This is a genomic window from Leptothrix mechoopdaensis (SeqCode) (genome assembly GCF_053893855.1).
The window spans coordinates 4,417,995-4,442,693 of the sequence record NZ_CM132699.1; the positions used below are offsets into that span (position 1 = coordinate 4,417,995).

Consider the following 24,699-nt stretch of genomic DNA (forward strand, 5'->3'; position numbering starts at 1 on the left):
GTCTGCAGCGACCGGCGATTCCTAGAATCCACGCCCCGCCGTCCCCGCCACAAGGTCCGTCCATGTCGTCCTCCGAAGAAAAACGCGAACAGCTGCGTCGCAGCGCCCTCGAGTACCACGAGTTCCCGACACCCGGGAAGATCGCCATCTCGCCGACCAAGCAGCTGGTCAACCAGCGTGACCTGGCGCTGGCCTATTCGCCCGGCGTGGCCTATGCCTGCGAGGAGATCGTCGACGATCCGGCCAACGCGTTCCGCTACACCTCGCGCGGCAACCTCGTCGCCGTCGTCACCAACGGCACCGCCGTGCTGGGCCTGGGCGACATCGGCCCGCTGGCGTCCAAGCCGGTGATGGAAGGCAAGGGCGTCCTGTTCAAGAAGTTCGCCGGCATCGACGTCTTCGACCTGGAAATCGAGGAACGCAACCTCGACAAGCTGGTCGACGTGATCGCCGCGCTGGAGCCGACCTTCGGCGGCATCAACCTCGAGGACATCAAGGCGCCCGACTGCTTCTACGTCGAACGCAAGCTGCGCGAGCGCCTGCGCATCCCCGTCTTCCACGATGACCAGCACGGCACGGCGATCGTCGTCGGCGCGGCGCTGCTGAACGGCCTGAAGGTGGTCGGGAAGCCGATCGACCAGGTCAAGCTGGTGGCCTCGGGCGCCGGCGCGGCCGCGCTGGCCTGCCTGAACCTGCTGGTCAAGCTGGGCCTGCCGCGCCAGAACATCTGGGTGACCGACCTGGCCGGCGTGGTCTACGAGGGCCGCACCGAACTGATGGACCCGGACAAGGCCGAGTTCGCCCAGCCCACCGGCCTGCGCACGCTGCGCGAGGTCATGGCCGGCGCCGACATCTTCCTGGGCCTGTCGGCCGGTGGCGTGCTGAAGGCGGACATGGTGGCCAGCATGGCCGCCCACCCGATCATCTTCGCGCTCGCCAACCCGACCCCGGAAATCATGCCGGAGGAGGTCAAGGCGGTCCGCGACGACGCGATCATGGCGACCGGCCGGACCGACTATCCGAACCAGGTCAACAACGTCCTGTGTTTCCCCTACATCTTCCGCGGTGCGCTGGACTGCGGCGCGACGACGATCACCGACGAGATGGAGATCGCCGCCGTCCGCGCCATCGCCGACCTGGCCCAGGCCGAGCAGAACGACGTGGTGGCCGCCGCCTATGCCGGCGCGACGCTGAAGTTCGGCCCCGAGTACCTGATCCCCAAGCCCTTCGATCCGCGCCTGATGATGCAGATCGCGCCGGCCGTGGCGCTGGCGGCGGTTGAATCGGGCGTCGCGACGCGGCCGATCGCCAACATGGACGCCTACCGCGACAAGCTGCAGGCCTTCGTGTACGCGTCCGGCACCGTCATGAAGCCAATCTACGCGGTGGCCAAGCGCGCCAAGGCACGTCGTGTCGCCTATGCCGAAGGCGAGGACCGCCGCGTGCTGCGCGCCGTGCAGGTCGTCGTCGACGAGGGCCTGGCCTACCCGGTGCTGGTCGGTCGCGGCAGCATCATCCGCCACCGCATCGAGCAGCTCGGCCTGCGGCTGGAGGAAGGCCGCGACTTCGAGATCGTCAACATCGACGAGGACGCCCGCTACCGCGACTTCTGGCAGACCTACCACGAGCTGATGGACCGCAAGGGCGTCACCGTGCAGCTGGCCAAGATCGAGATGCGCCGGCGCATGACGCTGATCGGCTCGATGCTGCTGCACAAGGGCCATGTCGACGGGCTGATCTGCGGCACCTGGAGCAACACCGGCTATCACCTGCAGTACATCGACCCGGTGATCGGCCGGCGCGCGGGCGTCAAGACCTACGCCTGCATGAACGGCCTGGTGCTGCCCGGCCGCCAGGTCTTCCTGGTCGATACGCACGTCAACTACGACCCGACGGCCGAGCAGCTCTGCGAAATCACCGTGATGGCCGCCGAGGAGATGCTGCGCTTCGGCATCCAGCCCAAGGCGGCGCTGCTGTCGCACTCGAACTTCGGTTCGAGCAACCAGCCATCGGCGATCAAGATGCGCGAGGCGCTGGAGCTGATCCGCGAGAAGGCCCCCTGGCTGGAGGTCGACGGCGAGATGCACGGCGACACCGCGCTCGACCCGGTCTACCGCAAGGAGCTGATGCCGCGCAGCGCGCTGAGCGGCGAGGCGAACCTGCTGGTGCTGCCCAACATCGACGCCGCCAACATCAGCTACAACCTGCTGAAGACGGCAGCAGGCGGCGGCATCGCGATCGGCCCGGTCCTGCTGGGTGCGGCCAAGCCGGTGCATATCCTGACGCCCTCGGCCACCGTGCGCCGGATCGTCAACATGACGGCACTGACCGTCGCGGACGCCAACGCCGCCCGCTGAGTGCAGTGCAGCATCGGAGCCGCCGCGCGGGATGCCGGCGGCTCCGGAACACCCTTCTGATGCTGCGCTGCGGCACACCCCTCAAACGCGCAGGGCGATCGCTTGGGTGATTCAGCCTGAAGGTTTGCAGCGCAAGTTTGCGCACGCTTACAAACCGGAAAAAGACCGTAGGCATTGCTGAAAATTGAGGCAATGCCTTGAGCTTCAGTGCCCGAACGGCTACCATCCGGCCTCAGTTTTCCAGGGTGCCCTTCGTGTTTCGAGGCCGTTTCATCCAAGGTGGTGCTTGCATGCTGCGGTGGTCGAGAGTGGTGGTCAGTAGGGTGGCCAGTCGGGTGGCCCTGGCGGCAGTGGTCTCGTTGACCGGTCTGGTCGGCGCCTTGGGCGTCGGGAGCATCGGGATCGCGGCGACCCCTGTTGCGCAGGCCCGGGAAGCCGCTCCGGTGGCAGCCACGCAAGCGGCTGTCGCGCTGTCCGAGCTGCCTCCTGAAGCCCGCCAGACGCATCGCCTGATCCTTGTCGGCGGTCCGTTTCCCTACCCGAACAAGGATGGTTCGGTGTTCGGCAATCGTGAGCGACTGCTGCCCCGCGAGCCTCGAGGCTACTACCGTGAGTACACCGTGCCGACCCCCGGATCGCGAGATCGCGGAGCCCGGCGCATCGTGTGTGGCGGGAACCAACCCCGGTCTCCGGATGTCTGTTACTACACCCAGGATCACTATGCGAGCTTCAGGCGCATCGTGCAGTGATCAAGGCGAGGACTGAAAGCGCTAAGAGAACATCATGCTTCTGCAGACCGTGCGTCCCAACATCGTGCAGGCCATCCGGGCCTTCCGCGTGGACGATCTATTGGCGGCGGCCCAGGCCATGGGTCATCACTTCCTCTACGCCAACCTGTCTTCGGCACAGACCAAGCAGGACGTGCTGGAAGGCATCGCCCAGGCTTTCCTGTTCCCGGCCCACTTCGGCAAGAACCTTGATGCCTTGCACGACTGCATGACCGATCTGGTCTACAAGTCGGGCGAGCAGGCAGGCTTCGTCGTGGTGCTCGAGCAGTTGCCCGACAACCCGCGCTTCGACCGCGAGGTGCGCGAGCAGGTGCTCGACGTCTTCCGTGACACCGCCGACTTCTGGGGGGAACGAAAGATACCCTTCAGGTGCTTCTATTCTTTTCAGTAGCCCGCTCCCAGGACAACGGGCAATGGGAGCGGGCTGAAGTGGCCCCCATCGAGCAGCAGCCGGTCAAGCCGGCACCGAAGCCGACCAAGAACGCAGCGCCGACCTTCGCGCCGCACATGCCGCTGATGAGCAGCGCGTTCGACACCGCCAACTGGCTGGTCGCCGCCTGATCCGACGCGGTCAGCGTTCACTCGATGCACCGGGCGGTCGTCCACACCGCCTACCCCGACAAGGCCCGCAGACTGCGGGCCTTTTCATTTTGCGAGCCTTTTCTCTTGTCTTGCGACTGCTTCAGGCCGGCGTTGCCACGCCCAGTTCGACCGCCAGCGCGACGAACTCGGCCACCGGCACTTCCTCGGCCCGACGTTGCAGGTTGAAGTCGCTCTGGCTGCCGCGCTGTTCCAGCCAGCGGCCCAGGCTGTGGCGCAGCAGCTTGCGGCGCTGCGAGAACGCCGATGTGACCAGTTCGCCCAGCAGCTTGACGTCGATCGCCGGCGGCTGCGCCAGCGGCGTCATGCGCACCACCGCCGAGTCGACACGCGGCGGCGGATCGAACGCCTCCGGCGGCACGTCCAGCAGCGACTCGATGTCGTAGCGCCACTGCAGCATCACCGACAGCCGGCCGTAGTCCTTCGAGCCCGGCGCGCTGGCCATGCGGTCGACGACTTCCTTCTGCAGCATGAAATGCTGGTCCTCGATCGCGTCGACGTGTTCGAGCAGGTGGAACAGGATCGGGCTGGAGATGTTGTAAGGCAGGTTGCCGATCACGCGCAGCTTCTGGCCGGGGGCGCACAGCTGCGTGGCCAGGGCGCCGAAGTCGACCCGCAACACGTCGGATTCGACCACCGTCAGCTCCGGGCGCTTGCGCAGCCGGGCCGCCAGGTCGCGGTCCAGCTCGACCACCGTCAGCTTCTCGCAGCGCGCCACCACCGGGTCGGTCATCGCGCCCAGGCCCGGGCCGATCTCGACCAGCGCCTCGCCGGGCCGCGGATCGATGCTGCGCACGATGCGGTCGAGCAGGGCGGTGTCGACCAGGAAATGCTGGCCGAAGCGTTTGCGGGCGATGTGTTTCAAGCGGCGGTCCGGTGGACGTGCAGGGGGTCGGCAGGGCGGTTCACTGGCCGGGCGGTTCGCGCAGTTCGACGTAGGCGCGGGCGCGCACCTCGCGGGCCCATTCGAGGTAGGTCTCCTCGTACTTCTGCTCGCGCAGCGCCGCACGGGCGGCCTCGCGCTGCTGGCGCACGTCCAGGCTGACCTGACGGCGCTCCAGCACCTGGATCAGGTGCACGCCGAAGCGCGAGACCAGCGGTTCGGAGACCTCGTTGATGTCCAGCGACTGCATCACCTGCTCGAACTCGGGCACGAACTGGCCCGGCGAGGCCCAGCCGAGGTCGCCGCCGTTCGGCGCGCTGCCGTCTTCGGAGAACTGGCGCGCCAGTTCGTCGAAGCGGGCACGGCCCGCCGTGATGCGCCGGCGGAAGTCCTCCAGCCGGCGGATCACGGCCGACTCGTCCGCGCCCGGAGCCGGTCGCAGCAGGATGTGGCGCGCGCGGGTCTGAGTGACCGCCAGCGCGGCGTCGCGTCGCTCGACCAGCCGCAGGATGTGGAAACCGGCGCCCGAGCGCACCACCTGCGGCGCGACCTCGCCCGCCAGCAGCGGCCGGACGGCCTCGACGAACAGGTCGGGCAGGGCGTCGCCGCGCTTCAGTCCGAGCTCGCCGTTGTTGGCCTTCGAGGCGTCGGAGGTCGACTTGACCAGCGCGCCGAACTCCTCGCCCGCCTTCAGGCGCTGCAGCACGGTCACGGCCAGGGCGCGTCGCGCGGCGGTCTCGGCCGGCGTGGCGTTCTCGGGCACGGCGATCAGGATCTGGGCGATGTTGTATTCGTTGACCGCGCCGGCCTTCTCGCGTTCGCGGGCCAGCCAGTTCTCGATGTCGGCGTCAACGATGCGCATGCGGGCCTGGACGTCGCGCTCGCGAACGCGCTCCAGCACCATCCGGTCGCGCACCGTGTCGCGGAAGCGGGCGTAGTCCTGGCCTTCGGCGCGCAGCCGGTTGCGCAGTTCGGCCACGCTCAGCGAGTTCTGCGCCGCCACGCTGGCGACGGTCCGGTCGAGCTCGGCCTCGTCGATGCGCAGGCCGCTGTCGGCGGCGTGCGTCAGCTGGGCGCGTTCGTCGATGAGCTGGTCCAGGACATCGCGCAGCAGCACGTCGCGGGCCGGCAGGCGGTTGCCCGAGCGGGCCGCCTCGGCCTCGATGCGCTGCAGCCGGGCCTGCACCTCGCTGTTGGTGACCAGCTCGCGGTTGACGATGGCGACGATGTAGTCGGCACTCTGGCGCGAGGTCTCCTGGGCCGTGGCAGGCGGATTCGCGGCCTGTGCGGCGGCGCCGGTGCCCAGGCACAGGCTGGCGGCCAGCAGGGCTGCGAGCGGGATCGCCAGGGCGAGCCGGCGCGCGCCGGTGCGGGGGGTCGAGCGGTCAGGGGAGGTCATGCGCAAGGTCGTTCAGGTCGGCCGCGTCGGCGGGCTGTCGATCGGACGTCAGGGGATCGGGCTGGCGGACGTGATGGCGGAGCCGGCGCCCGGCATCAGCCCGGTGTCGGACTTCGGGTCGCGCAGCAGCGTGTAGCCGGGCACATTGTCTTTCAAGACCCCGAGCGGGTTGGTGCCCAGGCGGGACAGGCCGACCAGCTCCAGCTGCAGCATCAGCCGGGTCGTCGCCGCGCTGGCGCCGGTCGACTGGCGCAGCGCGACGACCCGGCCGATCCAGCAGCCGGCGTCGTATTCGAAGCCGACCACCGCGCCGGAGACGCGCCGGTCGGTGACGCTGTAGTCCAGCCGGCCGACACCATAGAGCGTGCCCGTGCAGCTGGACGCCGACGTGCTGCTGGCCGCCGCGCTGGCGCGTGCCTGCGCCACCGCGTTCTGGGCCGGCGTCGGTCCCTGGATCGGCCACTGCCAACCCAGCGCGACCTGTTCGCTGGCGCCGCGTTGCAGCCGGTAGCTCAGCGTCGCGGTGCGGAACGGCCCCGGCGAGTAGCTGACGCTGTTGATGCTGCGCTGCACCTGGCGCGACTCGGGGCTGTACTGCGCCGCCGATTCGAACGACCAGTTCGGGACCGTGTTCAGGCTGCCGAGCAGGTAGAGGTCCGAGTAGCCCTTGGCGACCTGGCGCGCGTCCGGCGCGGCCTTCGGTTCGCTGAGCACGTAGCGCTGGGCGATGCCCACGCTCGCCAGCTGTGCGCCGCTGCCGGCATCGAGGTAGCGCGAGCTCAGGCCGGCGGTGATCTGGTCGGCCTCCGAGACCCAGTCCACGCCGGAGAAGGCGTTCGGCGAGAACAGGCTGTGGGCGTTCAGGTCGAGCCGGGCACTGTCGAAGTTCGGCATGCCGGCCAGGTCGCGCCAGGGCGTGTGGACGTAGAGCAGACGGGGTTCGAGCGTCTGCGTCATGTCGCGCTCGAACAGCCGGGTCGACCGTTCGAAGGTCCAGGCGCTGTCCAGGCTGAAGGTCGGGATGGTCCGGCCGGCATGGCGGGTGCCGCTGGCCAGCGGATCGTCGGTCTGGTAGTGAACCGAGTTCAGGCTGGCGCGCGGCGTCAGCAGCCAGCCGTCCTCGCCGATCGCCCAGGCGAGGTCGCCGACGAGGTGGGCGCGCGACCCTGAGCGCGAGCTGTCCTGCACGCGGGTGAAGCGGTTGGCCTCGGTCTGCAGCGAGCCGCTCAGCCCGCCGTGCTGCGCCCGCCACAGCGCACCGACCTGCGGTTCGCGCTGGTAGGGCGCGACGATGGTGTCGCTCGCGGTGGTGCTTTGCAGGACCTGCCAGTGCTGGACGCGGGCGTAGAGCCACTGGTCGATCTCGGCCGCGTCGTCGGATCGCAGCGAACGGCGCTGGCGGATCTGCCCGGTCGAGCCCAGCAGCCGCGGCGTCAGCGAGTCGATGCCGCGCAGGCCGTCCTTCCAGTAGTTGTCGTCGGAGACCCGCAGCGTGCGCCAGTCGTAGGTCCAGCCGGGATCGGTCGGCGCGTCTTCGCCGCTGCCACCGCCGAGGACGCCCGCATGCCGCCAGCCGAACGACCAGCGCTGCGTGCGCGTGTCGCGGTCGTTGGGCAGCCAGGAGGACGACATCGAACCGCCTTCCCGGTCGCCCAGGTAGCGGAACTCGCTGTCGAGCGCGAAGCCACGCTTGAGCGACAGGTAGGGCGTGATCGTCGCGTCGTGCGACGGCGTCATGTTCCAGTAGTACGGCACCCCGAGTTCGAGGCTGCTGGTGCTGGCCAGGTTGATGTGGGGCGGCAGCAGGCCCGACTTGCGCGCATCGGTGACCGGGAAGCTCAGCACTGGCCAGGCCAGGATCGGCACGTCGAAGAAACGCAGCACGGCGCCGTCGGCCAGGCCCTCGTTGGCCTCGAAGTCCAGCCGGACCCGGCTGGCGCTGAGCTGCCAGGGAACGGTCTGGCCGGGCTCGGCCTCGCAGCTGCTGTAGGTGGCGCCGAGCACGACCATGCGGTCGCGGCCGAGGAAGTCGATCCGGTCGGCGCCGCCGCCGGCCTGGGTGCGGGCGAAACGGAAGGTCGGCTTGAGGAACCAGCCTTCGGACTCGCGCGTGTCGATGTCGATCTCGCTGCCGCTGTAGTAGTCCTGCCCGCGCCACATCTCGATCGAGCCGATCGCGCGCAGGCGGTCGGTCGGGTAGCGGTATTCGAGCTCGTCGGCCTGCACGGTCAGGTCGCCGCGCTGCAGCCGGACGTCCCCGCGCGCCTGCAGGCTCTGGCCGGTCTCGCCGGACAGGCGGTCGGCCTCGACCACGATGCGGTCGGCCTCGGTCGGCTGGCCGCCCGACGGTGCCGCCGTGACCGGCCGCAGTCCGCCGCGCGAGGCGCGGCGCCAGTTGACGATCCGGCAGGCCTGGGCCGGGGTGACGGCGCTGCGGGCCTCGACCGGCGCGGCGGCCTCGTCGGCTTGCGCGGGCAAGGTCGACAGCGTGGCCAGGGCGGCAGCCAGGGTGGTCAGACGGGGGAGGCGACGGCGGCAGGCAGGCACAGGGGACGGGCGCAATCCAGGGTGAAGCGCCGACGCGGACGGGCCCGGTGGAGGGCACAAGGTCCGCGAGCCCGGCTCGCTAAAATCGCTCGATTATCCCATGCGGGTCCTGATCGGCTGGTGCCTGCGCGGGGCCGTCGGAGGGGGGCTCGCCGATGCCGAGAGCCACGTCCCGATGCCCGATTCCCAGCCGTCCCCGATCGCCACGGCCGCCGCCGTCACCTGGGCCGATCCGGCCCGTCAGACCGCCTTCGAGGCCTGGTTCGGCACGCTGACCCCGCGTTACGCGCTGCAGCCGCAGACCCTTGCGCCGGCCAGCGCCGACGCCAGCTTCCGGCGCTACTTCCGCGTCCAGGGCGAGGCGGCCGGCCAGCCCGCCACCTTCATCGTGATGGACGCGCCGCCGGCGGTCGAGGACAACCGCGCCTTCGTCGACATCGGCGCGCTGCTGCGCGGCGCCGGGCTGAACGTGCCGCAGGTGCTGGACTGGCAGGTCGAACACGGCTTCCTGCTGCTGACCGACCTGGGCCGGCGAACCTACCAGGCCGAGCTGCTGTCGCTGGATCTCGAACAGGGCGCCCACCAGCGCCGCGCCGACGGGCTCTACCGCGACGCGATCGGCGCGCTGGTGACGCTTCAAGGCATCGCCGTGCCCGACACGCTGCCGCGCTACGACGCCGCGATGGTGCGGCGCGAGCTGGACATCTTTCCCGAGTGGTACATCGCCCGCCACCAGGGCATGACGCTGGACGACCGCCAGCGCGCCGGCCTCGAACGGGCCTTCGAGCAGATCACCCAGGTCTTCACCAGCCAGGCCCAGGTGCTGGTGCACCGCGACTTCCACAGCCGCAACCTGATGGTCTGCGCACCGGTCGAGACCGAAGGCGCCGGCCCCGCGCCCAACCCGGGCGTGCTGGACTTCCAGGGCGCGGTGCTCGGCCCGGTCGCCTATGACCTCGTCTCGTTGCTGCGCGATGCCTACCTCGACTGGGACGAGGCCCAGCAGATCGACTGGGCGGCGCGTTACTGGGAGCGCGCCCGCAAGGCGGGCGTGCCGGTGCCCGACGACTTCGGCACCTATTGGCGCGACCTCGAATGGACCGGCCTGCAGCGCCACCTGAAGGTGCTGGGCATCTTCGCCCGCCTGTCGCACCGCGACGGCAAGCACGCCTACCTCGACGACCTGCCGCGGGTCTGGCGCCAGGCCCATCACGTGGCCATGCGCTATTCGGTGCTGACGCCGCTGGCGCGCCTGCTGGAGGCGCTGGCCAAGGTGGAAGCCCGTGACGGCTACACCTTCTGACGCGGTGAGCGAACGCCGCCATTTCTTCGCCGACCTGTCGCTGCCGGCCGTCGTCGCCGGTTTCGTCGCGGTGCTGGTGGGCTACACCAGCTCGGTCGTGATCGTGTTCCAGGCCGCCCGCGCGCTGGGCGCGACGCCGGCCGAACTGACCTCGTGGCTGTGGGCGCTGGGCCTGGGCATGGGGCTGACCAGCATCGGCCTGAGCCTGCGCTGGCGCAAGCCGGTGCTGACGGCCTGGTCGACGCCCGGCGCCGCATTGATCGCCTCGGCCGCCGCCGGCATGGACGGCGTCACGATGGCCGAAGGCATCGGCGCCTTCATGGCCTGTGCCGCGCTGATCGCGCTGGCCGGCTGGACGGGCGTGTTCGAGCGCGTGATGGACCGCCTGCCGCAACCCATCGCCGCCGCGCTGCTGGCGGGCGTGCTGACCCGCTTCGCGCTCGACGCCTTCGCCGCGCTGCGCACCGATCTGGCGCTGGTCGCCGGCATGTTGCTGGCCTACCTGCTCGGGCGCCGGCTCTGGCCGCGCTACGCCGTGCCGGTCGTGCTGCTGGCCGGGCTGGCGATTGCCGCGACGCAGGGTCAGCTGCACCTGGGGGATGTCACCGCGCAACCCGCCTGGCCGGTCTGGACCCCGCCCGAGTTCACCTGGCGTGCGCTGGTCGGGCTGGCGCTGCCGCTGTTCGTCGTGACGATGGCCTCGCAGAACCTGCCCGGCGTGGCGGCGCAGCGCGCGGCCGGCTACGACACGCCGGTCTCGCCGGTGATCGGCACGACCGGGCTGGTCAGCCTGCTGCTGGCGCCGTTCGGCGGCTACAGCTTCAACCTGGCCGCGATCACCGCCGCGATCTGCATGGGCCGCGAGGCCCACGAGGACCCGGCGCGGCGCTACACCGCCGCCGTCATGGCCGGCGTGTTCTACCTGCTGATGGCGCTGGCCGGCGGCGCGGTCGTCGGCCTGCTCGCGGCCTTCCCGAAGGCGCTGGTGCTGGCGGTTGCCGGGCTGGCGCTGCTGGGCACGATCGGCGGCGGACTGGCCACGGCGCTGGGCGAGACGCGCTGGCGCGAACCGGCGCTGATCACCTTCCTCGTGACGCTCAGCGGCGTCAGCCTGGCCGGCATCGGCGCGGCCTTCTGGGGCGTGGTCGCCGGCACGCTCGCGGTCGCTGTGCAAAACTGGCGCGCCCGGTGAGGCCGCGCCCGCGCCGCCCGGCCTTCCCGATCCCTCCGACCTTCTTCCGATCGCACCCCCATGGACCTGCTCTTCGTCGCCGACCCGATCGAGACCTTCAAGACCTACAAGGACTCGACCTTCGCGATGATGCGGGAGGCCGCCCGGCGCGGTCACGGCATCCTGGCCTGCGAGCCGCGTGACCTGGTCTGGCAGCACGGCGGCCGGGTCGTCGCCCGCAACACCCGCACGCTGGCGCTGACCGGTGACGCCGACGACTGGTTCCGCGTCACCGAGACCGACACCGTCGCGCTCGCCGATGTCGGCGCAGTGCTGATGCGCAAGGACCCGCCGTTCGATGCCGAGTACATCTACGCCACCCACCTGCTGCAGCAGGCCGAACGCGAGGGCGCGCGGGTCTTCAACCGGCCGCAGGCGCTGCGCGACCACCCGGAGAAGCTGGCGATCCTGGAGTTCCCGCAGTACACCGCGCCGACGCTGGTCACGCGTGACGCGAACGCGATCCGCGAGTTCCACGCCGAACACCGCGACGTGATCCTCAAGCCGCTCGACGGCATGGGCGGCATGGGCATCTTCCGGGTCGGGCCGGACGGCCTGAACCTCGGCTCGATCATCGAGACGCTCAACCGCGACGGCGCGCAGACCGTGATGGTCCAGCGCTACCTGCCGGCGATCGTCGACGGCGACAAGCGCGTGCTGCTGATCGGCGGCGTACCGGTGCCGTTCTGCCTGGCGCGCATCCCGCAGGGCAGCGAGATCCGCGGCAACCTGGCCGCCGGCGGCAAGGGCGTCGCCCGGCCGCTGAGCCCGCGCGACCGCGAGATCGCCGAGGCGCTGGGCCCCGTGCTGCTCGCGCGCGGCCTGCTGCTGGTCGGCCTGGACGTGATCGGCGACAGCCTGACCGAGATCAACGTCACCAGCCCGACCTGCTTCCAGGAGATCACCGACCAGACCGGCTGCGATGTCGCGGCGCTCTACGTCGACGCGCTGGAAGCGGCCTTGCGCGGCTGAGCATCCCGATCTGAAACCCCGACGCTCATGTCGGGGGTGTGACGTGGCCCGGCTTCCACAGCGACCGGCCGCCCGCGTAGTTCCGCATTGACGCCACGGGAGCGTCGTCCGAGTATCACGGAGTCGGGCCCTGGGGCCAGTCCCGGGGCAGTTCGCGCAGGTGTCACGACGGCGTGATCGACTCGCGAACCCAACCAGGAGCTCCCCGCTGTGCAAGCCTTCCCCTATGCGGCGCCTCGCTACCAGATCCGCCTGACGCGGGTGGACGATCCTTCCCTCTCCGATCCTGCCGACCCGATGGGCCTGGCGCGTGGCCGTGTCGTCGGTCTGCGCACCGCCACGGTGTTCCTCGAACCGCAGGAAGCCGACCAGGTCCTGAGCGAATGGCTGGCCGGCGGCGACGGTGAACGGGCCGGTCGCTGGCGCGGCGACGTCGTCCCGATGTTCGAGAGCCCGGCCATCGCCACTGCGGTGACCACCTGAGCCTGAACGACACCCTGCCGTCGCTCGGGTTTCCTGCCTGACGGCGCCAGGGGCCGCCGTGTACACTTCCGCGCCTTCCGGGACATCCAAGGTCCGGAAGCCCTACCCCCACCGTTTTGCCTCGCGTGTCTGCCTTTCGGCGCGCATGACGTCCGCCCCAGGGCGCTCATGCGAGATCGATCTGACCGTCGCGTCTGCCGCACAGCGTCGATCCACAGACGGTCCGGTCCCAGATCCGTCCCAGCGAGGAGCCCCGTTGCCGGGTTACCAGGTCAAGTTCGAACAGGTCGAGGTCACAGGCGTGGCCGATCTGCACATCCGGTCGCTGAGCGACCGCCAGCAGTACGCCGATCCCGACGGTGCCGCCGAAGCCATCGGCATCTCCTCGGCGGCATGGCCGCTGTTCGGACTGGTCTGGCCGTCGTCGCAGGAACTGGCGTCCGTCGTGGCACGGCGTCCGGTGCAGGCCGACGAAGGCATCCTCGAGATCGGCTGCGGGCTGGCGCTGGCCAGCCTGGTCTGCCACCGGCGCGGCGCCCGCGTCACGGCAAGCGACTGCCACCCGCTGGCGCAGCAGTTCCTCGACGAGAACGTGCGCCTGAACGGCATGGCGCCGATGCGCTACCGGCACGGCGACTGGGCCGCGCCGCAGGAAGCCGACCTGGACCCGCAGTGCGCCCAGGGCGCGCGCCTGCAGGGCCGCTATGAACTGATCATGGGCAGCGACGTGCTGTACGAACGCGACGAAGGCGGCGTGCTCGCTGCCTTCATCGAGCGCCACGCGTCGTCGACCGGCGAGGTGCTGATCGTCGACCCGAACCGCAGCAATCGCAGCCCCTTCCACCGCCGCATGGACGCGCTGGGCTACGACCTCGACGAGACCGTGCTGCACGGTGGCGCCGATGTCCGCGCCGGCTACCGCGGCCGCCTGCTTCATTACCGCCGCAGCCTGCCGTCCTGATCGACGCCCGCTGCACACCCTCACACCTCGACACGAAGGAGCCTCATTTGGCCAAGGAAGAACTCATCGAAATGCACGGCCAGGTCACCGAAGTCCTGCCCGACTCGCGCTACCGCGTCACGCTGGACAACGGCCACATCCTGGTCGCCTACACCTCCGGCAAGATGCGCAAGCACCACATCCGCATCCTGGCCGGCGACGCGGTGTCGCTGGAACTGTCGCCCTACGACCTGAGCAAGGGCCGCATCACCTTCCGCCACATCGAGCGCCGCGCGCCTGGTACCGGTGGTCCGCAAGGTGGTTCGGGCGCCCGTCGCTCGCGCTGATCCGGTCCCTGAACCGGCGTCCTGATCGCAGGGCGTCGCACCGATCCCCCGGCCCCCCGGACCCATGACCGCCGCCGACGCGCTCCTGCTGCTGACGGCCGCCTTCGGCGCCGGTGTGCTCAACGCCATTGCCGGGGGAGGCAGCTTCCTGACCTTTCCCGCCCTGGTCCTGACCGGCGTGGCGCCCATCGCCGCCAACGCGACCAGCGCGGTGGCGGTGTCGCCGGGATACCTGGGCAGTGCCCTCGGCTTCCGGGCCGAACTGTCGGCCCTGCCGCGCGCCCTGCTGTGGCGAGAAGGCCTGATCTGCAGCGCCGGTGGTGTTGCCGGCGCGCTGCTGCTGCTGGTCACGCCCGCCAAGGTCTTCTCGGCGCTGGTGCCGTGGCTGCTGCTGTTCGCGACGCTGGTGTTCGCCTTCGGCCCGAGGCTGATGGCCGCCTGGCGGGCCCGCAGCCCGGGCGCCGAGCCGTCGCCGACCGCCTGGCCGCGCACGGCCGGCCTGCTGGTCGTGGCGGTCTACGGCGGCTACTTCAACGGCGGCCTGGGCATCCTGCTGATGGCGCTCTACACGCTGGCGGGCGAGTCGCGCATCCACACCGCCAACGCGCTGAAGAACCTCAACTCGCTGCTGCTGTCGCTGCTCAGCGTCGCGGCCTTCGCCTGGGCCGGTGCCGTGCACTGGCCGCAGGCGCTGCTGATGGCTGCGGCGGCCACCGCTGGCGGCTTTGGCGGTGCGCGCATCGCCCGCCGCTTGCCGGCGGCCTGGGTGCGCGGCATCGTCATCGTGACCGGCGTGGTGATGTCGGTCCTGTTCTTCCTGCGCTGACGCTTCAGGCGGCGCGCCAGCGCACCAGCGCCGCGTTCCAGCGTTCGCGCACCGCCGCCAGGTTCTTCGCCTTGACGTGACCGTAGCCGCGGATGCCGTCCGGCAGCTGCGCGATCTCCACCGCCAGCGCCAGCCGGTCAGCCGTCAGCCCGGCGATCAGCTGCTCGACCGTTTCGCGGTACTCGCCGACCAGCGCGCGCTCGGTGCGGCGATCCTCGGTCCGGCCGAACGGGTCGAAGGCGGTGCCGCGCAGGAACTTCAGCTTCGCCAGCCACGGCATCACGCGGTGCATCCACGGGCCGAAGGCCGACTTGACCGGCTGGCCGTTCGCGTCGGTGCGGCCCAGCAGCGGCGGCGCGAGGTGGTGGACGATGCGCACGTCGCCCTCGAACATCGCCGCGATGCGGGCGTCGAAGGCCGGATCGGCATGCAGCCGGGCGACCTCGTATTCGTCCTTGTAGGCCATCAGCTTGTGCAGGTTGCGGGCCACCGCCTCGGTCAGCCGGGTGCTGCCCAGTGGGGCCTCGGCCGCGCGAACGCGTTCGACCAGCTCGGCGTAGGCGCGGGCATAGCCGGCGTCCTGGTAGGCGGTCAGGGCCTGGACCCGGGTGGTGATCAGCTCGTCCAGCGACGGCCGCTTGACGAACTGGATCACCTGCGCGCCGCTGCTGCCGCCGGCCCTGGCGGTGACATCGGCCAGGTCGACGGCGCAGCGCCGGCCCCATTCGAAGGCCGCCAGGTTGTTGGCGACCTGCGTGCCGTTCAGCTCGATCGCCCGGCGCAGCGCGGCGCGGCTCAGCGGGATGCGGCCGTGCTGCCAGGCGTGACCCAGCAGCAGCGGGTTGGTGTAGATCGAGTCGCCCAGCAGCTGGGTGGCGAGCGTCTCGGCATCGAAGGCGACCAGCGCGTCGGTGCCGACCGTGGCGCGCAGCGCGCGTTCGCAGGACTCGGCCGGGAAGGCCCAGTCGCGGTCGTGCACCAGCGAGGCGGTCGGCGTGCGGTGCGTGTTGAGCGTCACCCAGGTGCGGCCCTCGGCCATCACCGAGACGGTCTCCTTCTTGGCCGCGACGATGCCGTCGCAGGCGATCACCAGATCGGCCTTGGCGGTGTCGACCTTGGTGGTGTGCAGCGCACCGGCGTGTTCGGCGATCTGGATGTGGCTCCAGGTCGCGCCGCCCTTCTGCGCCAGGCCGGCCGAGTCCTGCGTGACGACGCCCTTGCCGTCCAGGTGCGCGGCCATGCCCAGCAGCTGGCCGATCGTGATGACGCCGGTGCCGCCGACGCCGGCCACCACGATGCCCCAGGCCTCGCGCGCCACCGGCAGGCGCGGCTCGGCCAGCGGCGGCAACGTGTCCGGGTCGACGCGGGTGTCCTTTTTCGGCTTGCGCAGCTGGCCGCCCTCGACCGTCACGAAGCTCGGGCAGAAGCCCTTCACGCAGGAGAAGTCCTTGTTGCAGGTGCTCTGGTTGATCCGGCGCTTGCGGCCGAAGGCCGTTTCCACCGGCTCGATCGACAGGCAGTTGCTCTGCGTCGAGCAGTCGCCGCAGCCTTCGCAGACGGCCTCGTTGATGACGACGCGGCGGGCCGGATCGACCATCGTGCCGCGCTTGCGGCGACGTCTCTTTTCGGTCGCGCAGGTCTGGTCGTAGATCAGCACGGTGCAGCCGGCGGTCTCGCGCAGCTCGCGCTGCACGGCGTCGAGCGCGTCGCGGTGGCGGATCGTCACGCCGGGTGCCAGCCGTGCCTTGATGGCCGCGTCATCGGTGTAGCGGGCCGGCTCGTCGGTCACGATGACGATGCGGCGCACGCCCTCGGCGTCCAGCTCGCGGCTCATCTCAGGCACCTTCAGCGTGCCGTCGACCGGCTGGCCGCCGGTCATCGCCACCGCGTCGTTGAACAGGATCTTGTAGGTGATGTTGACGCCCGCGGCGATGCTCTGGCGCACCGCCAGCAGGCCCGAGTGGTAGTAGGTGCCGTCGCCGAGGTTGGCGAACACGTGCGGCTCGGTCGTGAACGGCGCCTGCCCGACCCAGGGCACGCCCTCGCCGCCCATCTGCGTGTAGGTGTGGGTCTGGCGGTCCATCCACAGCGCCATGAAGTGGCAGCCGATGCCGGCCAGCGCGCGCGAGCCTTCGGGCACGCGGGTGCTGGTGTTGTGCGGGCAGCCGCTGCAGAACCAGGGCGTGCGCTCGCCGGTGGTGATGTCGTGGGTCTGCAGCGCGCGGTCCTTGGCCTCGATGACGGCCAGGCGCTGGCGCATCCGGGCGGCGACGTCCTCGGGCACGCCCAGGCGCATCAGCCGCTTGGCGACGGCCTTGGCGATCAGCGCCGGCGTCAGGTCCAGCGTCGCGCGCAGCAGGCCGTTGGCGCTGGGGTTCGGGCGGCTCCACTCGCCGCCGCTGTGGTCGCCCTCGACCTCGTCGAACTTGCCGACCACGTCCGGGCGCACGTCGGCGCGCCAGTTGTAGAGCTCTTCCTTGAGCTGGTACTCGATGACCTGGCGCTTCTCCTCGACCACCAGGATCTCCTGCAGGCCGGTGGCGAAGGCACGCGTGACGGTCGCCTCCAGCGGCCAGACCACGCCGACCTTGTGCAGCCGGATGCCCACGCGCCGGCAGGTCGCCTCGTCCAGCCCCAGGTCCGCCAGCGCCTGGCGGGTGTCGTTGTAGGCCTTGCCGCTGGCCATGATGCCGAGCCGGGCGTCGGGCGAGTCGATCACGGTGTGGTTGAGCCGGTTGGCCCGCACGTAGGCCAGCGCGGCGTACCACTTGTGGTTCATCAGCCGGGCTTCCTGCTCGATGCGGTCATCGGGCCAGCGGATGTGCAGGCCGCCCGGCGGCATCGCGAAGTCTTCGGGCAGGACGATGCGCACGCGGTCCGGGTCGACCGTGACGGTGGTGGCGCTCTCGACCACTTCCTGGATCGTCTTCATCGCCGACCAGACGCCGGCATAGCGGCTCATCGCGATCGCGTGCAGGCCCATGTCCAGGATCTCCTGCACGCTGGCCGGGAAGAACACCGGCAGGCCGCAGGCCTTGAAGATGTGGTCGCTCTGGTGCGCGGCGGTGCTGCTCTTGGCGACGTGGTCGTCGCCGGCAATCGCCAGCACGCCGCCGTGGCGGGCCGTTCCGGCCATGTTGGCGTGCTTGAAGACGTCGCTGCAGCGGTCGACGCCCGGCCCCTTGCCGTACCAGATGCCGAACACGCCGTCGTGCTTGCGCCGGCCCGGGTCCAGGTCCAGCTGCTGGCTGCCCCAGACGGCGGTGGCGGCGAGTTCCTCGTTGACGCCCGGCTGGAAGACGATGTTCTGCCTGGCCAGATGGGCCTTGGCCTGCCACAGCGCCTGGTCGTAGCCGCCCAGCGGGCTGCCCCGGTAGCCGCTGATGAAGCCGGCGGTGTCCAGCCCGGCGCGGGCGTCGCGCAGCTGCTGGAGCATCGGCAGGCGCACGAGCGCATGGGTGCCGCTCATGAAGGCGCTGCCGCTCGCGAGCGTGTACTTGTCGTCGAGCGTGACGGCTTCCAGGGCACGGCGGATGGCGTCGGGCAGGGGGGCGTTCATGGCGGGCTCCAGAAGGGGCGGAAGGCACAGCGGGAAGGCTCAAAGTCTAGGCAGACTGGCCCGACAGGTGTTTTCCTTCTTTGCGCCGATCGGCTGTCAGCCAGCAAGAAATAAGATCCGAATGGCCGACCGGAGAATCAGCCTTGCCAGAATCGAACATTCAAGGGAAAACCCGCAACTCGCTGGCCGAACCCTCGACCGCGTCCGTCGAGCCGGCCGAGCCTTCCCACGCGACCGGGCTGGACCGCTACGACATCGCCATCCTGGGGGAGCTGCAGCGCGATGCGCGGCTGTCGAACGCCGAGCTGGCCTCGCGCATCGGCCTGTCGGCCGCGCCGACCTGGCGGCGCGTGCGCTGGCTGGAGCAGCAGGGCTACATCACCGGCTACCGGGCCGAGATCGACCGGCGCCGGATCGGGCTGGGCGTGCTGGCCTTCGTGCGCATCGACGCCGACCGCAACGACGCCGAGGCGACCCAGGCGCTGGAGGCGGCGATCCGCGCGCTGCCCGAGGTGCTGTCATGCCACTTCATCAGCGGCACCGGCACCTTCGAGGCCCAGGTCGTCGCCACCGACATCGACGCCTATTCGCGCTGGGTGCGCGAGACGCTGTTCAAGCTGCCGCACGTCAAGGACATGCACACCAGCTTCTCGCTCGGCGAGGTCAAGGCCGGGCAGGTGCTGCCGCTCGGGCACCTTCTCGGACCCATGCGCGGGGCCGGCTGACGGGGATCAGCGCGGCCAGAGCGCCCACAGCCGCAGCGGCTGCTTGGTGCGGCCGGCGCGGTCTTCGGCGCCATCGCCCCAGCCCCAGTAGTAGTCGGCCCGGACCGCGCCGACGATCGCGCTGCCGGTGTCCTGCGCCATCACCAGGCGCTGCAGCGGCCGGGCCGGCGGCGGGTTCAGCGACCAGGGCTGCGGCTCGGTCGAGGCCAGCCAGACGGGGGTGCCGTAGGGAATGCTGTCCTTGTCGACCGCGATCGAGCGGCCCGGCGTCAGCGGCACGCCCTGCGCGCCGACCGCGCCGATCGACGGATCGGGCAGCGCTTCCTCCCGGAAGAAGACGTAGCGCGGGTTGACGTTGACCAGCTCTCGCACCCGCTGCGGGTTGGCGCGGGCCCAGTCGCGGATCGCCGGCCAGCTGGCCTGTTCGAGCGTGAAGGCACCTTGCTGGACCAGCCAGCGGCTCAGCGGCATGAAGGGGTGGTCGTTGTTGGCGGCATAGGCCAGCCGGACCATGCGCTTGCGGCCGTCCGGCTCGGTCAGCATCAGCCGGCCGGAGCCCTGCACCTGCAGCAGCGTGGCGTCGAGCGGATCGGCGACCCAGGCAATCGCCTTGCCCTTCAGCGCGTCGAGCGCGGCCGGCAGGGTGTCGATCTGGGCCCGCGTGTACCAGGGCTTGCGCGTGGCCAGGTCGGCCGGCGGCGCGTACAGCGGCACGGTCTGACGGGGGGTGCGCACGCGGCTGGCCTCGACCAGCGGCTCGAAATAGCCGGTCATCAGGCCGTCGACCTGACCGGTCGGGCCCTCGACGCGCCAGGGTTGCAGGCGGGTCGACAGGAACTGGCGGATGCGGGTTTCGTCGGCGGCCGGGCCGATCGCGCGGGCGGCGTCGCAGACGGGGGTCCAGACGGGTGTCGTCAACCGTTCGCAGCTGCGCAGCAGCGCCGGCCAGGCCAGCGTCAGGCTGTCGTCGTTCCAGCCGGGCAGGGCGCTCCAGTCGCTGCGGACCCAGCGGCCGCGGGCGGTCGTGCGGATCGTCTCGGTGCCGGTTGCCGGTTCGGGGCTGACGACCGGCGGCGGCAGCGAGCCCGGGCCTTCGACCGGTGCTGGTGCGGGTGGCGTCATCGGCGTGGGCGTCGTGCAGGCCGACAGGGCCAGTGCCAGGCACAGGGCGAGGTGTGGAGCGAGGTGTGGGGCGAGGCGCGGGAGCCGCCTGCCTAGAATCGCGCCGCCTTCGGCCGGAGCGGGCAAGTCGACCCGCTCGGGGACGGGTTGCGAAACAGGTTGCGGGTAGCGGACAAGGCGAACGGAGCGAACAGGCATGTGGATCATTTTGCTGGAAGCCCTCGGGGCGGGCGCCCTGCTGGTGGGCATCGTCTGGTGGACGATGTTCTCCGGCCGCAAGGGCGGCGAGCGGGTCGAGGACGACCAGCAGCCCTGAGCGCCAGGGGCCGCGCCGGCCGGGGCTTCAGTCGCCGGAGACGATGGTCGGCGGCTGGGTCGTCAGGTGTTCCGGCGCCGGCCCGGCGGGCGGGCGCAGGAAGGTCATCGGCTGGCTGCGCAGCCGCGACACCAGGGCCGACTGCAGCCGGCCGCGATCCTGCAGGCGCAGGCCGCGCGAACGCATCGCCACCCGGAAGGCAAGCGCGAAGCTCACCAGCAGGTTCAGCGTGCCCACCAGCGGCACCGCCGCGACGCACCACCAGAACGCCGGCTCGCGCAGCACCGCCCAGCCCAGCGCACCGGCCGCCGCCGCGATCTGGCCGGCGCCGAGCGTGACGTGGCGGACCTCCAGCGGCAGGCCGAAGAACAGCGCCAGCGCCGGTACCAGGCCCAGCATCAGGCCCAGCGACACGTTGGCCGCCAGGCCGGAGATGTGGCCGCGCCACCAGGTCGCCCAGCGTTGCGCGCGCGACTGGCCCAGCAGCTGCACGATGCGCGGGTTCCAGGCGATGGCGCTGTCGATCCGGTGCAGCACGAAGGCGTTCTCGACCCAGCCGGCGATCAGGCTGGAGCCGAACAGCAGCACGCCGGTGAAGGCGGCGAACAGCAGCGTCGGACCGAGCAGCGTCAGGTGGGCCAGGATGGACCGTGCCTCGTCGACACCGATGGCGGCGCGGCCGAACACCGCATGCGCGGCCAGCTGCAGCGCCAGCACCACCGGCACGACGGCGGCCAGGTTGCCGACGATGCCGGCCATCTGGCTGCGGATCAGGTGCGTGACCTCGTCGACGAAGGACTCGACCTGCTCGTCGTCCAGGCTGCCGCCTTCGAGCTTGGCGGCCATCGCCGGTGCGGTCATGGCCGGCTGCTTGGTCGCCAGCGTCCAGCCCATCAGCTGGATCAGCACGAAGCTGCCGGCGTAGTTGATGCCGGCCCAGAAGCCGCCCCAGAAGGCCGAGAAGCCGAGCGCGCCCAGCGCCGACTTCATCAGCGTGGTGCCCGCCACGACCACGCCGCCGCCACAGGCCCGCCACAGCATGCGGCGGTACTCGTCGCGGTTGCGGGTGATGTAGTGCTCGCCGGTCTCGGCGCTGCGTTCGGTGACCTTGCGCGCCAGCAGCGAGTAGTGGCGCGCGAACAGCCGCCGCAGCCCGCGCCGGTCCTGCACCGCCTGCGCCAGCTCGACGACCAGGCCGGGCCAGTCGCGCTCGGGTTGCGGGCTGGTCAGCAGCGTCAGCAGGATCTCGATGCGGCGCACGCGCTCGCGCAACTGCGCGACCTCGAACACCACGTCGACCGAGACGCCGCTTTCCTCCAGATGCGCGCGCACCGAATCGGCCGCACGCCGGCAGGCCTGCAGCTGGATGCGCAGCGCGTCGGCCTGGTGCTGCAGCCGGTCGGGCGCGGCATGGCCGTCCAGGTCGGCCACGTCGGCCAGGTGCTGGGCACTCTGCGCGAGGTGATGGAAGGGCCGCTGCGCCAGCAGGCGCTCGTCCATGCGCGGGCGCAGCGTGCCCGACAGGCCGGAGGCGCGCACCTGCGCGGCCAGCAGCTGGATCGAGTCGAGCACCGCGCCGCGCCAATGCGCCGACAGGTCCTCGTCGACCAGCAGCCGGGCCAGCCGGCGCCAGGTCACCGCGTCGACCTGGGCCAGCCAACGGGCGTCGTCGCGATGGCGGAAAACCAGCTGGAACAGTTCGCCGAGGTCGGCCGTGTCGGGCGTGCCGGGCAGCAGTGCGCGGCGCAGGCGCTGGCCGAGTTCGCTGGTCAGCGAAGCCCGCGGCGCGAAGCCGAAGTCGGCCAGCAGCGCGGCGACGTCGGTGCCGGTCAGGGCCGAACGCAGCAGCTGGCGGACCGGTTCGGCGTGGTGCGGATGGCGCTCCAGCACGTTCAGCAGGTGGCGCAGCCGGCGCAGCGGCCAGGGGCTGGCTTCGCCGTTGGCCGGCTCGACGGCGCCGGGCTGGGCGCGGATGTCGGTGCGCAGCTCGTTGCGTGCGCCCGGCTGCGGCGGCGCGCTGCGCAGCCACTCGACCAGGCGGATCAGCCAGAGGTGCCGTTCAGGCCGGCTGGCGCGGGCATCGGCGGCGTTGAGCAGTGCGGTCAGGTCCCACACCCGCAGGGACCAGCGCCGTCGAAGGAGCCCGATCAATGCAGCGCGTGCGCCTGACCCAGCTCGAAGGCCGGAATGGCGGCCTCGAACCAGTGGGCGTCTTCGGTGATGCAGAAGTAGGTGCCGCGCATGCGCCCGTGCGGCGTCGCCAGGCGGGTCCAGCTGGTGTATTCGAAGCGCTCGCCGGGCCGCAGCAGCGGCTGGTGTCCCACGACGCCGAGGCCGCGGACTTCCTCGGTGTGGCCGGCGGCGTCGCTGATGAGCCAGTGGCGCCCGATCAGCTGCGCCGGGACGTCGCCGGTGTTGCTGATCACGATCGTGTACGCGTAGGCGTAGACGCCGCGCGCCGGGTCGGATTGTTCGACGAGGAATTCCGTCTTCACCGAACAGCTGAAGGAGGGTGCGCTCATGCTTCGGATCATAGACCGGTGACATTCTGGAACACCCGTCGTGTGCAATTGCTCACGTTCCTGTCGACCCGTCGGAGGCCGGCCCTGTCTCCCTAGAATTGGCGGATGCCTGCCCACACCGCCGCCCACGCGCGCATCGCGCCCTCCATCCTCTCGGCCGATTTCGCCCGCCTGGGCGACGAGGTCCGCAACGTCCTCGCTGCGGGCGCCGACTGGATCCACTTCGACGTGATGGACAACCACTACGTCCCCAACCTGACCTTCGGCCCGATGGTCTGCCAGGCGCTGAAGAAACACAGCGTCAAGCCCGACGGCACGCCCGCGCCGATCGACGTCCACCTGATGGTCAGCCCGGTCGACGAGCTGGCGCTGGCCTTCGCCAAGGCCGGCGCGAACCTGGTCAGCTTCCACCCGGACGCCAGCACGCACGTCGACCGCACGCTGCAGCTGATCAAGGGCGCCGGCTGCCAGGCCGGGCTGGTGTTCAACCCGGCCGCCAGCCTCGACGTGCTCGAGTACGTGCTCGACAAGGTCGACCTGATCCTGATCATGAGCGTCAACCCCGGCTTCGGCGGCCAGAGCTTCATCGACAGCGCGCTGCGCAAGATCGAGCGGGCCCGCCGGCTGATCGACGCCAGCGGGCGCGACATCCGCCTGGAAGTCGACGGCGGCATCAAGGTCGACAACATCCGCCGCGTCGCCGACGCCGGTGCCGACACCTTCGTGGCCGGCAGCGCGATCTTCAACGCCCCCGACTACAAGGCCGTCATCGACGCGATGCGCGCCGAGCTGGCGGCGTGACGCCCGTCGTGAGCCGGATGTTCCCGACGCTGCAGGGCCGGCCGATCGAGGCCGCCATCGTCGACCTCGACGGCACGATGGTCGACACCCAGGGCGACTTCGTCGTCGCGCTCGGGCTGATGCTGGCCGAGCTGGGCTTGCCGGGCGTCGACCGCGCCTTCGTCTCGCGCACGGTCGGCAAGGGCAGCGAGCACCTGATCCGCCGCACGCTGGCGCAGGTCGGCGCGGCCGATGTCGACGCGCTCTACGAGCCGGCCTGGGCCGCCTACCAGCGCCACTACCTGGCGATCAACGGCCGGCATTCGGACGTCTACCCGGGCGTCGCCGAAGGCCTGGCGCGACTGCGCGCACTCGGTCTGCCGCTGGCCTGCCTGACCAACAAGCCTGGCGACTTCGCCCGGCCGCTGCTGGCGCTGAAGGGACTGGACGGCCACTTCGTGCAGGTCTTCGGCGGCGACGCCTTCGCGCGCAAGAAGCCCGATCCGCTGCCGCTGATCGAGACCTGCCGGGCGCTGGGCACCGAGCCGTCGCGCACGTTGATGGTCGGCGACTCGCGCAACGACGCCGAGGCCGCCCACGCGGCCGGCTGTCCGGTCGTGCTGGTGCGCCACGGCTACAACCACGGCGAGCCGATCGACGCGGTGCCCGCGCTGGCCCACCTGGACCGGCTCGACGCGCTGGCCTTCGACTAGACTTCGCGCCCATGTTCCGCTCACGGAAACGGACCCTCGTCCGTCACCTCATCACGCTGCCCGGGTCGCATGACCGGGGAGCCTGGCCCTGGCGCCGCTGAGCCGCGCCGGCCACGTGGCCGCCTGCTGAAGGCGCCGCGCCACGTCGATCCGCACCGAGCCGTGTCCTCATGGCGCCGCGTCCGGATCCGCACCCCCGGCGGTGCAGTCCCCGAGCTTCATCCGCATCAACCGACCGCCCGGCAACGTCCCGCCCGATCGGCCTTCCAGGGCCGCGATGCGCGTG

General features: G+C 70.9%; 21 protein-coding genes. 14 read left to right on the forward strand and 7 right to left on the reverse strand.

Going from position 1 to position 24,699, the window contains the following annotated elements:
• Nucleotides 1-62: 62 nt before the first annotated feature.
• The 4 genes from ACWA7K_RS19305 (at nucleotide 63) to ACWA7K_RS19320 (ending at nucleotide 3,706) form a co-directional block, all read left to right on the forward strand.
• Entirely contained in the window at nucleotides 63-2,357 is a 2,295-nt protein-coding gene (locus tag ACWA7K_RS19305) for an NADP-dependent malic enzyme (protein ID WP_456163357.1), read from the forward strand.
• Nucleotides 2,358-2,647: 290 nt separating this feature from the next.
• Nucleotides 2,648-3,106: a ribonuclease domain-containing protein gene (locus ACWA7K_RS19310; RefSeq protein WP_456163359.1), complete on the forward strand. Its 459-nt coding sequence runs from the start codon at nucleotides 2,648-2,650 to the stop codon at nucleotides 3,104-3,106.
• 34 nt (nucleotides 3,107-3,140) lie between these two features.
• Entirely contained in the window at nucleotides 3,141-3,536 is a 396-nt protein-coding gene (locus ACWA7K_RS19315) for a barstar family protein (RefSeq protein ID WP_456163361.1), read from the forward strand.
• A 38-nt stretch (nucleotides 3,537-3,574) separates the two neighbouring features.
• Nucleotides 3,575-3,706 (forward strand): hypothetical protein, encoded by a 132-nt coding sequence (locus ACWA7K_RS19320; RefSeq protein ID WP_275938346.1) that lies wholly within the window; start codon nucleotides 3,575-3,577, stop codon nucleotides 3,704-3,706.
• 121 nt (nucleotides 3,707-3,827) lie between these two features.
• Here the strand turns inward: ACWA7K_RS19320 and rsmA are convergent, their stop codons facing one another.
• From rsmA to ACWA7K_RS19335, 3 genes are read right to left on the reverse strand one after another with little or no spacing between them, the layout of a single operon-like run.
• A complete protein-coding gene (gene rsmA / locus ACWA7K_RS19325) occupies nucleotides 3,828-4,610 on the reverse strand; it encodes a 16S rRNA (adenine(1518)-N(6)/adenine(1519)-N(6))-dimethyltransferase RsmA (RefSeq protein WP_456163363.1) in 783 nt (260 codons plus the stop codon).
• A gap of 40 nt (nucleotides 4,611-4,650) precedes the next feature.
• Complete coding sequence (locus tag ACWA7K_RS19330) at nucleotides 4,651-6,027, reverse strand: peptidylprolyl isomerase (RefSeq protein ID WP_456163365.1); 1,377 nt, start codon at nucleotides 6,025-6,027, stop codon at nucleotides 4,651-4,653.
• Between the two features lie 48 nt (nucleotides 6,028-6,075).
• A complete protein-coding gene (locus tag ACWA7K_RS19335) occupies nucleotides 6,076-8,505 on the reverse strand; it encodes an LPS-assembly protein LptD (RefSeq protein WP_456163367.1) in 2,430 nt (809 codons plus the stop codon).
• Between the two features lie 244 nt (nucleotides 8,506-8,749).
• Here ACWA7K_RS19335 and ACWA7K_RS19340 point away from each other — a divergent pair, with 244 nt between their 5' ends.
• The 7 genes from ACWA7K_RS19340 to ACWA7K_RS19370 all read left to right on the forward strand — a co-directional run bounded on the left by ACWA7K_RS19340 (nucleotide 8,750) and on the right by ACWA7K_RS19370 (nucleotide 14,676).
• A complete protein-coding gene (locus ACWA7K_RS19340) occupies nucleotides 8,750-9,877 on the forward strand; it encodes an aminoglycoside phosphotransferase family protein (protein ID WP_456168877.1) in 1,128 nt (375 codons plus the stop codon).
• 4 nt (nucleotides 9,878-9,881) lie between these two features.
• Nucleotides 9,882-11,069 carry a benzoate/H(+) symporter BenE family transporter gene (locus ACWA7K_RS19345; RefSeq protein ID WP_456163369.1) on the forward strand — a complete coding sequence of 396 codons (1,188 nt, stop codon included), beginning with the start codon at nucleotides 9,882-9,884 and terminating at the stop codon, nucleotides 11,067-11,069.
• A gap of 60 nt (nucleotides 11,070-11,129) precedes the next feature.
• Nucleotides 11,130-12,080 (forward strand): glutathione synthase, encoded by a 951-nt coding sequence (gshB, locus tag ACWA7K_RS19350; protein WP_456163371.1) that lies wholly within the window; start codon nucleotides 11,130-11,132, stop codon nucleotides 12,078-12,080.
• Between the two features lie 210 nt (nucleotides 12,081-12,290).
• The gene (locus tag ACWA7K_RS19355; RefSeq protein WP_456163373.1) at nucleotides 12,291-12,563 is read left to right on the forward strand and encodes a hypothetical protein; all 273 of its coding nucleotides are present in this window, start codon (nucleotides 12,291-12,293) and stop codon (nucleotides 12,561-12,563) included.
• 256 nt (nucleotides 12,564-12,819) lie between these two features.
• Nucleotides 12,820-13,524, forward strand: a complete 705-nt coding sequence (locus ACWA7K_RS19360; protein ID WP_456163375.1) for a class I SAM-dependent methyltransferase — start codon at nucleotides 12,820-12,822, stop codon at nucleotides 13,522-13,524.
• 47 nt (nucleotides 13,525-13,571) lie between these two features.
• A complete protein-coding gene (gene infA, locus ACWA7K_RS19365) occupies nucleotides 13,572-13,850 on the forward strand; it encodes a translation initiation factor IF-1 (RefSeq protein ID WP_456163377.1) in 279 nt (92 codons plus the stop codon).
• 64 nt (nucleotides 13,851-13,914) lie between these two features.
• Nucleotides 13,915-14,676 carry a sulfite exporter TauE/SafE family protein gene (locus ACWA7K_RS19370; RefSeq protein ID WP_456163379.1) on the forward strand — a complete coding sequence of 254 codons (762 nt, stop codon included), beginning with the start codon at nucleotides 13,915-13,917 and terminating at the stop codon, nucleotides 14,674-14,676.
• A gap of 4 nt (nucleotides 14,677-14,680) precedes the next feature.
• Here the strand turns inward: ACWA7K_RS19370 and ACWA7K_RS19375 are convergent, their stop codons facing one another.
• Nucleotides 14,681-18,235, reverse strand: coding sequence for an indolepyruvate ferredoxin oxidoreductase family protein (locus tag ACWA7K_RS19375; protein ID WP_456163381.1), 3,555 nt, complete (start codon nucleotides 18,233-18,235; stop codon nucleotides 14,681-14,683).
• Nucleotides 18,236-18,378: 143 nt separating this feature from the next.
• On the opposite strand from ACWA7K_RS19375, the gene ACWA7K_RS19380 reads away from it, so the two are divergent.
• Complete coding sequence (locus tag ACWA7K_RS19380; protein ID WP_456163383.1) at nucleotides 18,379-18,960, forward strand: Lrp/AsnC family transcriptional regulator; 582 nt, start codon at nucleotides 18,379-18,381, stop codon at nucleotides 18,958-18,960.
• 6 nt (nucleotides 18,961-18,966) lie between these two features.
• On the opposite strand, the gene mltA is transcribed toward ACWA7K_RS19380, so the two are convergent.
• The 3 genes from mltA to apaG form a co-directional block, all read right to left on the reverse strand.
• Nucleotides 18,967-20,082 (reverse strand): murein transglycosylase A, encoded by a 1,116-nt coding sequence (gene mltA, locus ACWA7K_RS19385; protein WP_456163385.1) that lies wholly within the window; start codon nucleotides 20,080-20,082, stop codon nucleotides 18,967-18,969.
• A 343-nt stretch (nucleotides 20,083-20,425) separates the two neighbouring features.
• Nucleotides 20,426-22,513, reverse strand: a complete 2,088-nt coding sequence (locus ACWA7K_RS19390; protein WP_456163387.1) for a site-specific recombinase — start codon at nucleotides 22,511-22,513, stop codon at nucleotides 20,426-20,428.
• Between the two features lie 32 nt (nucleotides 22,514-22,545).
• Complete coding sequence (gene apaG, locus ACWA7K_RS19395) at nucleotides 22,546-22,920, reverse strand: Co2+/Mg2+ efflux protein ApaG (protein WP_456163389.1); 375 nt, start codon at nucleotides 22,918-22,920, stop codon at nucleotides 22,546-22,548.
• A gap of 105 nt (nucleotides 22,921-23,025) precedes the next feature.
• Between apaG and rpe the strand changes: the two genes are divergently transcribed.
• Entirely contained in the window at nucleotides 23,026-23,721 is a 696-nt protein-coding gene (rpe, locus tag ACWA7K_RS19400; RefSeq protein WP_456163391.1) for a ribulose-phosphate 3-epimerase, read from the forward strand.
• A 17-nt stretch (nucleotides 23,722-23,738) separates the two neighbouring features.
• Entirely contained in the window at nucleotides 23,739-24,413 is a 675-nt protein-coding gene (gph, locus tag ACWA7K_RS19405; RefSeq protein ID WP_456168879.1) for a phosphoglycolate phosphatase, read from the forward strand.
• Nucleotides 24,414-24,699 lie beyond the last annotated feature (286 nt).